This is a genomic window from Agrobacterium sp. V1, from assembly GCF_030518355.1.
Taxonomy (GTDB): Bacteria; Pseudomonadota; Alphaproteobacteria; order Rhizobiales; family Rhizobiaceae; genus Agrobacterium; species Agrobacterium cucumeris.
The window spans coordinates 1860935-1872876 of the sequence record NZ_JAULSF010000002.1 but is presented as its reverse complement, the minus strand read 5'-3'; the positions used below and the strand labels follow the sequence as shown (position 1 = coordinate 1872876).

Genomic DNA, 11942 nt, shown 5'->3' with positions numbered 1-11942 from the left:
CGGGACGCTCTATTCCTGTGGAACCGGCGCATCGTGCTTTTTTGAGAACCGTCTGGTTTTCAGTCATCGATGTGGTTCGGCGCCGCCTCTGGCGGACGCCGGTTGCCGGGCAGATATGCCGGGCCGACCTTAAAGGGCGGCCTTGACCTTTTGTGCGACTTCAGGAGACACCCAGCCCGTCCAGAGCGCTTCGTTTTCCTTCAGGAATTGCTTGGCACCATCTTCGCCGGTCGCCTGATTGTCGGTCATCCAGGCAATCAGCTTGTTGACAGTAGCGTTGGTCCAGGCGCGCTTGTTCAGATAGTCCATGGCCGGGCCGGCACGGTCGGCAAAAGTCTTGCTGACCAGCGTCTGGACATCGTCCACCTGCCAGGCGTTCGGCTTGGGGTCTGCACAGTCGGCAATCGAAGTGCAGCGTTTCCATTCGGCCGCATCATATTCCGTGCCGAAACCCAGCTTCACCATCTCATATTTGCCGAGCAGCGAGGTTGGCGCCCAATAATAACCGACCCATGGCTGCTTGGCTTCATAAGCCTTGGCGATGGAGCCGTCGAGACCGGCGGCAGAACCCGTATCGATGAGGGTGAAGCCGGCCTTTTCACCGCCGAACGCCTTGAACAATTGCGCGGTGACAACCGTGCCGCCCCAGCCCTGCGGGCCGTTATAGACGGCGCCCTTCGCCTTGTCTTCGGGGGAGGGGAAGAGTTCGGGATGCTTGAAGAGGTCTGGAATGGTCTTGAGATCGGGATTGGCGTCGGCCAGATATTTCGGAATCCACCAGCCCTGGACGGCGCCATCCGACAGGATCTTGGCGGCTGCGACAACCTTGCCGCCTTCGAGCCCCTGCTTGACGATTTCCGGCTGCAGGCTGACCCAGGCTTCGGGGGCGATGTCCGGCTGGCCCTTTTCGGCCATGGAGGTCAGGGTTGGTACGGTGTCGCCGGTGACGATTTCGGCGGAGCATCCATAGCCATTTTCAAGAATGAATTTATCGAGATTGGCGGCGACTTCGGCGGATTGCCAGTTCATGCTGGCAATAGTCACGTTTCCACAGTCGGCGGCAAAGGCTACGCCGCCTGAAAAGGCGAAGCCGGCGGAAAGTATTGTGGCACCCAAAAGTATTTTCATTGTTGTTCCCTCTGGTCGCGGTGTGGCGAAGACCCGCGTGCAAACGGCACCGCGACCGTCAGCACGCGTATTGAGCGTTAATAATTGCTCTGTTGCCATCCCGTTTGCGGCAATTTCTGGCGTATTGAGGATGGCAATTGTCAATCAATTGCCCGGCAAATGCCTGCTGCGGCGGGTGCAGGTGCTAAATTTGCGACATCGGGCGGCGATGTTCCGCAGCCTCGCCGGATGCACCGGCTGACGTGGTGTAAAAAAATGGAACTTTTCCGAAATTTCGAAAAGCCGGGAACAATAAATGGAAGTTTTTGTTTTCTTGGACTTTTATCCGGTTGTGTATTACGGGAGATTTCCTCTCGGTTTTTGTGGTGATGTGAATGACCAATCTTCGTGCTGCCCCGGTATGGCCGATCGGTGGCGGTGAAACGGGCGAACTTGTGCGCCGCTTCGACTGGTCGAAGACATCGCTCGGGCCTATCTGCGACTGGCCGCAAAATCTGAGGCAAAAAGCCAATTCCGTCGTTAATTCTCCCATTCCGCAGGTGCTGATGTGGGGTGCGGATCATGTGATGATCTATAATGACGGTTATGCGGAGATCGCGGGCAACTATCACCCGCGGGCGCTGGGACAAACCGTGCCTGGCATCTGGCCGGAAATATGGGACTGGAACAGCCGCATTCTGGAAGCCGGCTTCCGCGGCGAGGTCATGGCCTATCGTGACCAGCCGATGACGCTGATGCGCAATGGTCTGCCGGAAGAGGTCATCTTCGACCTGTTTTACACGCCGATCTATAATGAGGGCGGGTCGGTGGACGGTGTTTTATGCACCGTGCTTGAAAACACCGACAAGGTGAAGGCGGTGGAGGCGCTGGAACAGAGCCGCAAGGAACTGAGCCGGCTTACCAACGCCCTGCCGATCCTGGTGGGATATGTCGATCGCGATTATGTATATAAATTCGCCAATGACGGTTATCTGGAATGGTTCGGCCGCAGCGCCGACGAGGTGATTGGCCGCAGCGTTCCCGAAATCGTCGGCGAGGCGTTTTTCGAGGCGCGACGGGCCTATCTCGACCGGGCGCTTGCCGGTGAAAAGATTGTTTCCGATACCTCGATCCGCAGACCGGACGGCACCACCCGCGCTGCTGAAATCCGTTATATTCCGCGCTACATCGCCGATGGCTCGATCGACGGCATCTATGTACTGATCATCGATATCGAGGACCGCAAGCGGTCCGAGCAGGAAATCCTGCTCAGCAACAATCGCTTCCGTGCGGCGGTGGATGCCGTGCATGGCGTGCTGTGGACCAATAGCGCCGATGGCAGGATGCTGGGGGAGCAGCCCGCCTGGGGCGCGCTGACCGGCCAGAGCTTCGAGGAATATCAGGGTGCGGGCTGGGTTGAGGCGGTTCATCCTGAAGACCGCGAACATTCACTCGAAAGCTGGAAAAAAGCGGTCTCCGCCAGGGCCACCTACGTGTGGGAACATCGCGTGCGCCGTCATGACGGCGTCTACCGCACCTTTGCGATCCGCGGCGTGCCGATTTTCGACAAGGCCGGTGCCATTGCCGAATGGGTGGGTGTCCACACCGATATTACCGAACAGCGACGGGCGGAAAATACCCTCAAGGAACATGCCAGCAATCTCGAGCGCGAGATACGCCATCGCATCCGGGCGGAAGAGCAGCTTCGCCAGTTGAACGAAGGCCTCGAAGCCCGCGTCGAAACGGAAATGGCCGAACGTCGCCAGACCGAAAGAGCCTTGCAGCAGGCGCAGAAAATGGAATCCATCGGTCAGCTGACCGGCGGCGTGGCGCATGATTTCAACAATCTGCTTCAGGTGATTGCGGGCAATCTGCAATTGCTGTCGAAGGATGTGATTGGCAATGAGCGGGCCGAGCGGCGGCTGGAAAACGCGCTTGCCGGCGTCCATCGTGGCGCAAAGCTCGCCAGCCAGCTTCTGGCCTTCGGGCGGCGTCAGGCGCTGGAACCGCGTGTCATCAACATCGCCCGTTTTGTCACTGGCATGGATGATCTGCTGCGTCGTTCACTCGGCGAGGCGATCGAGGTGGAGGTCATCACCTCCGGTGGTCTGTGGAACACCTATGCCGACCCCAACCAGGTGGAAAATGCGCTGCTCAACCTGGCGATCAATGCGCGCGATGCCATGGAAGGGCACGGCAAGCTGACGATCGAGGTCGGCAATGCGGTTCTCGATCGTGATTATGCCCGCAAACATTCGGAGGTTTCGGCGGGTCAATATGTCATGCTCGCCGTCACCGACACCGGCTCCGGCATGTCGCCGGAAATTCTGGAAAAGGTCTTCGAGCCGTTCTTTTCCACCAAACCGGAGGGCAAGGGCACTGGCCTTGGCCTTTCCATGGTCTATGGTTTTGCGAAACAGTCCAGTGGCCACGTCAATATCTACAGTGAGCTGGGGCAGGGCACGACGGTCAAGATGTATCTGCCGCGCTCGGCTGCCGACGAAGACCGTGAAGTGGTGGTGCATACCGGTCCCGTCGAGGGCGGGACGGAAACCATCCTTGTCGTTGAGGATGATGAAGAGGTGCGCAGCACCGTTGTCGAGACGCTGAGCGATCTCGGTTACCGTGTACTCACCGCCCGCGATGCGCAGGCGGGTCTGACGGTGGTGGAAAGCGGCATCCCGATCGATGTCATCTTCACCGATGTGGTTATGCCGGGGCCTTTGAAAAGCCGGGAAATGGCGCGCCGCGCACAGGAGCGACTGCCCAATCTCGCCGTTCTCTTTACCTCGGGTTATACGGAAAATTCCATCGTGCATGGCGGCAAGCTGGATGCCGGGGTGGAACTTCTCTCCAAGCCCTATACGCGCGAAGCGCTGGCGCGGCGCATCCGCCACGTCATCGCCAATCGCAAGCAGGTTTCGTCGTCGAAGGCACGGGCGGCATCTGCGCCAGGTCATTCAAAGCCAGCCGAAGCTGCGCGACCCTCGAAAAATAAAAACAGCGCGATACGCGTCCTTCTGGTCGAGGACGACGAATTGATCCGCATGAATTCGTTGGAGATGCTGTCCGATAGTGGCTTTATCGTCATTGAGGCCGGAAATGCGGCACAGGCGCTGAAGGTGGTCGAAGCGGAACATATTGACGTTCTCGTCACAGATATCGGCCTGCCAGACATGAAGGGCGGCGAACTGGCGGTGGAGGCCCTGCGCCGCAAACCGGGCCTGGCCGTGGTTTTTGCGACGGGTGATAGCCATCTGCCCGAAGGTGCGCCGGAAAATGCGGTACTGCTGACCAAGCCCTATGACGAACAGCAGATCATCTCGGCTGTCGAATTGGCCCATGCGGGCGGAACGGTGGCGGCCGAATAGGCCGCCTGTCGTTTTTTGCGGGGTCAGTAACCACGCGCCATATCGACCGTTTCCGGCAGCGCACCTGTTTCGCGCCATGTGCGAACATTGCTGGCAACGATCCGGGCTGAACTTTCGCGGCTTGTCGGCGCGGAAATGTGCGGCAGGACGGTGACTTTCGGGTGCTGCCAGAAGGCGGAAGAGGCGGGCAATGGTTCCTGCTCGAAAACATCGAGCACGGCATGTGAAAGCCTGCCGGAATCGAGCGCCGCAATCAGGTCTTCGGCAATGATGACCGCGCCGCGGGCGAAGTTGATGAGCGCTGCGCCGTTTTTCATCACGGCAAGACGGCCGGCATCGAGAAGGCCGCGTGTGGCATCGGTGAGCGGCACGAGGCAGACGAGAATGTCGCTTTTTTCCAGCAGTGCCTGCAGCCCGTCATCGCCGGTCAGCGTTTCCACGCCGTCGATCGCCTTGGCCGAGCGGCTCCAGCCCGCAACGTTGAAACCCGCATGGCTTAGGCGTTCCGCAGCAGCGGTGCCAAGCGCACCGAGGCCGAGAAGGCCGATGGTCATCTCGCGCGGATGGCGATAGTCGAATTCCTGCCAGAGCGCCTTCTGCTGGTTGTCGCGATAGGCCGGCATGTCGCGTTGCAGATAATAGGTCCAAGCCAGCACGGCTTCGGCCATGACGCGCGAAAGCTCCGGATCCTTCAGCCGGACGATGGGTGGCGCCTTGTTGCCCAGTTCCAGCACCAGCCGCTCAACGCCCGCCCAGAGACTGTGAATCCATGTCAGGCCCGGCAATGCGGCAATGTCGGCCGGATCAGGATTGGCGACGATGGCGAAATCCACGGCCCCTCTCTGTTCGCTGGTCAATTCGGAAAAGGAGAGGATTTCCTCCTGCGGCATGGCGGCACGAAGTGCGTGCTTCCAGACGGCCTCCGCTTCCGCATTCATCCGCGAAACAAAGGCGATGGGTGATGACATGAAACTGGTCCTGCGTGATTGTGACGTTGTCGCCATCAATGCGCAGTTTTGTAGGGTAATGCCATAGGCCCGTCGTTCTAAACTTAAATAGAATGGGAACGGCCCGGGAAACCGGGCCGTTCTGTTATCAGGCGTTTTCCTTCACCGGCGGCTTTGCGTCGCCGTAATAGGCCGAGAAGCTCTCGTGATAATGCTCCGAGCCACCCGGGCCGGCATAACGCTGCAATTCCGTCATGTCGGTCTTGTTGAGCACGATGCCCAGCGTCTTGTTGGCGATTTGCGGTTCGTTGGCCATCAGGTTCTGCACCATCTGGATCGGCGTCTTGCCCCATTCGGTGACGAAGACGAAACCGTCCACCTGCGGTGCAAAGGCCTTGGCGTCGATGACGGGGACGACGGGTGCAAGGTCGACGATGATGTAGTCGCAGGCCTCACGCGCCTGATCGATGAACTTGCGCATGCCGGAAGAAGCCAGCAATTCGCTGGAATGGGCGAACTGGTTGCTGGTAGAAACCGGCAGGATGCCCATTTTCGTGCGCGTATCCACCTTCACGGCCTGTGTCCACGGAACCTCGTCGAGGACGACTTCCACCAGACCGGCGGATTGCCGTGTGGTCAGCATGCGGCTGAGGCCGGGATTGCGGATATCGGCATCCACCACCAGCGTGCGTTTGCCGGTGGAGGCGATCAGTCCGGCCAGATTAAGCGCCACGACCGACTTGCCTTCGTTCGGCAGGCAGGAAATGACACCGATGACCCGGCACTGGCGTTCCTGAATGACGACATCCGCCGTCAGTTTCACATTGCGCAGAGTTTCCGCAAAGCTGGAGCGCGGGCTGTCGACCGCAAGGCGCAGCATCTTCTGGAAAGAGACCTGGCCGCTTTCATCAAGCGTAGCATTCTCGCCGCCGGGGGTGGCGGCGCTGGTGCCCGGTTTTGCCGTTTCCACGCCCCTTTCGCCGATAAACGGCAGGTAGCCCAGAAAACGCATGCGCAGATTGTCGCGCACATCGTTGCCGGTGTGGAAAAACCGGTCGCGGAACTCGAGAAGTGCTGCGATACCGCCGCCAAGCATCAGGCCGAGAATGACCGAAAGCGCCATGGTCATGGTCTTTTTCGGACTGGACGGCGCGGTCGGCAGACCGGCTTCGGAGATGATGCGGGCCTTTGCGATCGGCAGCGACTGCTTCTGCGAGGCCTCCTCGAAACGGCCGAGATAGGACTGGTAAAGCGTGCGCAGTGCGGTTGCGCGCTGCTCGAGCTCGCGCAATTGCACCATGGTGATATTGGCCTGCGAGTTGCGGCCCGCAACGCCTTCGATATTGTCGCGCAGCGACTGCACGCGGGAATTGGCAACGTCGTACTCGTTCTTCAGGCTGCCGGTCAGCTGCTGCAGTTCCTGATAGATCTGCCGCGAAACCTCTTTCTTCTCGGCGTCCAGCGCAACGGCCTGCGGATGGTCCGCGCCGAATTGCTGGACGATGCCCTGCTGCCGGTCAGAAATGGTGATGTAGCGCTTGCGAAGATCCTGAATAACCGAATTGTCGGTGTCGCGTGCCGAAACAACGGCGTTATCGACAGCCACGTCAGGTCCCCGGTCGATAATCGACTTATACTGATTATAGCGGGCCGAGGCCGTTGCGGCATCCGCCTGAGCGGCAATCAACTGGCCGTTCAGATCAGCAAGCTGGCCTTCCGACATCAGCTCGCCGCGCGAGGAGACGATGTTATTGTCCGACTTGAATTTCTGCACCGCCAGTTCAGCCGCCTGGGCGCGCTGGTTAAGGTCGGTCATGCGCTCCTGCAGCCATACCGAGGCGCGTTCGCTGGCGTCGAAATTGGCGTTCAGCTGTTCTGTGAGGTAGGCCTGCGCATAAGTCTTGGCGATCTGCGCGGCCAACTGGCGGTCGGTCGAGCGGGTGGAAATAGCGATGACCGAGCTGCGGCCGACGCGTTCCACCGTCAGCGACTGCTGCAGCACGGCAGCCGCCTTTTCGCGGCGTCCGGCGCGAATCGCGGCTTCGGATGCGGGTGGGTCGCCGGGCAGGACGAGATCAAGCACGCCGCGCACGGAGGATTTGACGAGCTCGACCGGCGACATCGGCGGATTGACGATGATGTCGTTCTCATCGAGCTTGGCCTTGTCGACCACGGTCAGCGCCATTTCCTTGGATTTAAGGATTTCCACGGCGCTGGCGATGCGGTTGTCGACGATCTGCGCGGCGGGCACCGGTGATTCCTCTTCCGCATAACGGGAAAGGCTTTCATCCAGCAGCACCTGCGTCATCGCGGTGTAAACGGGGGTCGCAAGCACCAGATAAAGGCCGGCCAGAACCACGGCGGCGATGACCGAAGCGGCAATGACATTGGCACGGCGCACCACGGCGGCCCACAGGCGGTCGAGGTCGATAAACGTGTCGGAATCCTTGCCGGACTCCGGAAAACCGATGTTGGATTTAAAGGTCTTGTGGTGCATGGACCTACCTTGTGAATTAAAAATGGTACGCGGGAAGCCGAGCCCTTGCTCGCCTTCCCGCCCCCCGTTATTGGTGCGCCAGCCGCCTCCCCGGCGGCGCGATTAAAGTCAGGCCGCCCGAACGCGGCTTTCGTGGTTTGCCACCAGTTCCTTCACGGAAGCGAGAACCTGCGCCTCCATGTCGGCGCGCATAAGCGAGAAAGCGACGTTGGCGGCTATGAAACCCTGCTTGCTGCCGCAGTCAAAGGTGCGACCACCATATTTCTGCGCATGGAAAGCCTGCTTTTCGGCAAGCCGCTTCATGCCGTCGGTCAGCTGGATTTCATTGCCCGCGCCGCGTTCCTGCTTTGCAAGAATATCGAAGATTTCCGGCTGCAGAATGTAACGGCCATTCAGGTAATAATTCGAAGGCGCCTTGGATGGTTCCGGCTTTTCGACCATTTCGGTGACGGCGAAGCCATGATTGACCTTCTGGCCGACGCCAACGACACCATAGGACGACACTTCTTCCGGCAGGCATTCCTCGACGCCGAGAATATTGCCGCCGACTTCGTCATAAAGTTCCATCAGCCCGGCAATGCAGCCGCGCGCGCCATAGGAAACCATGTCAGGCAGAAGCAGGGCGAAAGGCTCCTTGCCCACCAGTTCACGCGCGCACCAGACGGCGTGGCCGAGACCGAGCGGCACCTGCTGGCGCGTATAGCTCACTGTGCCGGCAACCGGCAGCATCTTTTCCAGCTGCAATACCTGCACCGTCTTGCCGGAGCGGGTGAGCGTATTGATGAGCTCAGGCGCGCTGTCGAAATAGTCTTCGATGGCGGTCTTGTTGCGGCTGGTCACAAAAATAATGTGCTCGATGCCGGCCTGCATGGCCTCGTCGACAGCATATTGCACGACCGGCCGGTCGACGATCGTCAGCATTTCCTTCGGCATCGCCTTGGTGGCGGGCAAAAACCGTGTGCCGTTGCCAGCTACGGGAATGACGGCTTTTCTGACAGTTTTGTTCAGGTCCATCGCGTTCTCCTTCATCAAGGTTTGATCTGTCCCCAGTCCCCGCGCAGATTTCGTCCACGCGCAAATTTCACGAAATCTGTCTTTTCACCCCTGTATTTGCTGCGGGCGCAAACATGGCGTCCCGCAGCCTCCTCAGCCGCACTGCAATCGGCATTCGCAAATGCCCCAGCACGGCAGGATCCCTTATCGTGGTCTTCAAGGCGCCGAGTACCGAACGGCTCTTGATGTTTTCCACCAATGTCAAAAAATTATGCGCCAGCTGCAGGCTGCGGGCTCTCGCCTGCTGCGCATCCATGGCGGCCGGCAGCAAAGTGTAATGGCTCAGGAATTCCTGATCCGCCCGCATCATCGCTTCGACGTGATGAAGTTCGAGTACGCGCGAAATCGAGCCTTCGCGGATATTGTAGATGTAACCCGGTTTGGGTTCGATGACGCAGAGACCACCGGCGGCGAGCGCTGAGGCGAGCAGGATGTAATCCTCGCCAATGCGAATATCCTCGCGGAAACGCAGTCCCTCGGCATTGAGTAAGTCGCGCCGGAACATCGGCTTCATATAGCCGAAATTGAAAGTGGCGCGGAACAGGATGTTGGAGGAAATGAAGTCCTCAAGGGTGAGAACCGCCCGTTCCTCCAGAAACTCTTCCAGAAACATCGTCTCCATCGGCCTGCCGTCGGTATAGACGACATCGAGATTATCGACCGCAATCGTGGCACCTGCGGCTTCCGCCCGGCACATCATGCAGGCGGAACGCTCGGGGCGTATGACATCGTCGGAATCAAGCACGGCGATCCAGCGTCCGGTCGCGACTTCGATGCCGGCATTGCGGGCACCGCCCGGTCCGAGATTTTCGGCAAGAGCAAGCAGACGGACACGCGGGTCGATGACGGCGATACCTTCCACGAGCGCAATGGTGTCATCGGCGGAACGGTCGTCGACGACGATCACTTCCAGCGTCACACCCTGCTGGCCGAGCGCGCTTTGAATGGCGGCTTCGATCGTATCGGCGGCATTATAGGCGGCGATGACGAAGCTGATATCGGGCGACGGGGCAAGGTTCTCCATCAGGTCGCCTCCACCGCGCCATATTGGCGGATTTCGCGCACGCCGAAGGCGCCGCTCACTGAGCCCATATGCAGCGCGCCACGCAGTGCATAACGGTTGCGGCGAACGGCGTTAAAGCTGTTCAATGCGGCGAAGACGGCGCAATAGACCACTTTCGAACCTGCCTTCAGCACCTGAACCACACGGTGTGCACCGGGTTTCTTTTCAGCCAGCACCCGGCCATGGGTCTGGCCGGAGCGAAAGCGGCGTTTGGCAAGCCACATGAAACTTGCGCGATTTTCCGGCACCGGCTCCGACAGCGTGGCATCGTCCGCAAAGACGATACGGCCGCCGGCGGCGTGAAGATGCGAGAAGAAATGGGTGTCTTCGCCACCGCTCTGGCCGAGCGCCAGTGCGAAGCGCCGGCCTTTCACCGAGGGCGCATCCATCTTAAGCAGCGTGTTGCAGGTATACCCGGTGATGATCTCGCCATTAACCCAGACCGGAACCGTGGAGTGGAAATCACCGCGTTTCATCCAGCCCGGCGCGTTTTCGCGGTAGACGGCCGTCACCGGGCCGAGAACGGTTTCCGCACCGGTTTCATCGGCCTTTTCCAGAAGGGCGGCCAGCCAATGCGGCGGGGCGGTTTCGTCATCGTCGATAAAGGCCAGATAATCCGCCTTGCATTCCGACAGGCAGGCATTGCGGGCAATCGAAATATTCGACTTCGGGCAATGCACATAGGTGATCTCGAAGGGGGCGGTTTCGCGCAGCCGATCGACGCTTGCCTTGGCGCTCGGCTCCTCATCATTATCCGCGACAATCAGCCGAACTGTCACGCCTTCCGGCACGTCGAGTTCGAAGAGTGACAGAAGTGTGGCGACGAGTGCCGGGCGTCTGTAGGTGCAGATGCCGATATCGACGGTTTTCGAATCATCTGGGCGGGTGACGGTGTTGTCGGTCATGAGACAGCCTTTCTTCCCCGGAATTTCAGGAGTTCCAGCCAGAAACCGGTGGACCAGGCCAGATGCATCACCATCGCCGAAAAGGCGGCGAGCGGGCCGTATGGGTTTTTCTGACCTATTGCCATCCACAAGCCATAACCGACACATGCGGCGATCCAGAGGCCAAGCGGAATAAGTGCGGCCCAGTGCACAAGCGACAGCAAGGCGAAGATGAAGACCGGCAGCACGGCCAGCGGAATCATCTGGCGGATTTTCGGAATGGAGCGATGTTTCAACAGGTTCTTCGCCCGGCCGCGGCCATAGGCGAGATATTGCCGGAACAGCGGCATGACGCTGGCGCGCGGATAATAGGTCATGCGGGTCTTGTCGGTCATCCAGATGCGGAAACCGGATTTGCGCAGCCGGAAGTCCAGCTCGGCATCCTCATTGTGGCTGAAGCTCTCATCATAACCGCCGACTGCATCGAAAGCGGCAATCCGCATCAGCGCGTGGTGGCCATGGTCTATCCAGTGGCCTTTCGCGCCTTCGCGGTGCTTGGAGCCGCCATTGCCGAGCTTGGAATTCTGGGCGATGGCCGTCGCCTTCTGGAACAGGCCGTGGCCAACGGTATCCATGGCGACGACGACGGAGTCCGCGCCGGTGCGCTCCGCATCCTCGATCAGCCGCTGGCAATAATCATCGGGATAATCGCCATGGGCGTCGATGCGGATGAGATAGTCGAAATCCTCGCCGAAGGTGGCGACGGCAAGGTTGATGCCGGCGCTCTGGATGCGCTTCGGATTGGCAAGCAGCGTGACGCGCTCGTCCTTTGCCGTAAAGGCGGTGACGATATCGCGTGTTCCATCCGTGCTGCCGCCATCGGCAACCACGATGCGGAAAACGCGACCGTTCATTGCGACGGTGAACTTGTTGAGCAGCCCCTCGATCGTAGTTGCCTCGTTGAGGCAGGGAATGACGATCAATGTTCTGATGCCGGAATTGCCACGACCTTCCATGATT

9 protein-coding genes are annotated in these 11942 nt (G+C 59.6%); 2 read left to right on the top strand and 7 right to left on the bottom strand.

The genetic code is table 11. The features are described from left to right. Positions 1 to 129 precede the first annotated feature (129 nt). Entirely contained in the window at positions 130 to 1128 is a 999-nt protein-coding gene (locus tag QSV77_RS22385; RefSeq protein ID WP_142842492.1) for an ABC transporter substrate-binding protein, read from the bottom strand. Between QSV77_RS22385 and QSV77_RS22380 the strand changes: the two genes are divergently transcribed. Together QSV77_RS22380 and QSV77_RS22375 are read left to right on the top strand one after the other, a co-directional pair. Then, positions 1028 to 1369, top strand: coding sequence for a hypothetical protein (locus QSV77_RS22380; RefSeq protein ID WP_302735302.1), 342 nt, complete (start codon positions 1028 to 1030; stop codon positions 1367 to 1369). The two genes, QSV77_RS22385 and QSV77_RS22380, sit on opposite strands and share 101 nt — an antisense overlap. A gap of 133 nt (positions 1370 to 1502) precedes the next feature. Further along, a complete protein-coding gene (locus QSV77_RS22375) occupies positions 1503 to 4478 on the top strand; it encodes a PAS domain-containing protein (RefSeq protein ID WP_302735094.1) in 2976 nt (991 codons plus the stop codon). A gap of 23 nt (positions 4479 to 4501) precedes the next feature. On the opposite strand, the gene QSV77_RS22370 is transcribed toward QSV77_RS22375, so the two are convergent. The 6 genes from QSV77_RS22370 to QSV77_RS22345 form a co-directional block, all read right to left on the bottom strand. Continuing rightward, positions 4502 to 5446, bottom strand: coding sequence for a glyoxylate/hydroxypyruvate reductase A (locus QSV77_RS22370; protein WP_302735093.1), 945 nt, complete (start codon positions 5444 to 5446; stop codon positions 4502 to 4504). Positions 5447 to 5573: 127 nt separating this feature from the next. Continuing rightward, complete coding sequence (locus QSV77_RS22365) at positions 5574 to 7922, bottom strand: polysaccharide biosynthesis tyrosine autokinase (RefSeq protein WP_142842488.1); 2349 nt, start codon at positions 7920 to 7922, stop codon at positions 5574 to 5576. A gap of 108 nt (positions 7923 to 8030) precedes the next feature. After that, entirely contained in the window at positions 8031 to 8936 is a 906-nt protein-coding gene (locus QSV77_RS22360) for a UTP--glucose-1-phosphate uridylyltransferase (protein ID WP_269701588.1), read from the bottom strand. Between the two features lie 67 nt (positions 8937 to 9003). Further along, complete coding sequence (locus QSV77_RS22355; protein ID WP_302735092.1) at positions 9004 to 9999, bottom strand: glycosyltransferase family 2 protein; 996 nt, start codon at positions 9997 to 9999, stop codon at positions 9004 to 9006. Beyond that, positions 9999 to 10943 (bottom strand): glycosyltransferase family 2 protein, encoded by a 945-nt coding sequence (locus QSV77_RS22350; protein WP_302735091.1) that lies wholly within the window; start codon positions 10941 to 10943, stop codon positions 9999 to 10001. The genes QSV77_RS22355 and QSV77_RS22350 overlap by 1 nt, the downstream gene beginning before the upstream one ends. Continuing rightward, positions 10940 to 11938: a glycosyltransferase family 2 protein gene (locus QSV77_RS22345; protein ID WP_302735090.1), complete on the bottom strand. Its 999-nt coding sequence runs from the start codon at positions 11936 to 11938 to the stop codon at positions 10940 to 10942. The genes QSV77_RS22350 and QSV77_RS22345 overlap by 4 nt, the downstream gene beginning before the upstream one ends. Positions 11939 to 11942 lie beyond the last annotated feature (4 nt).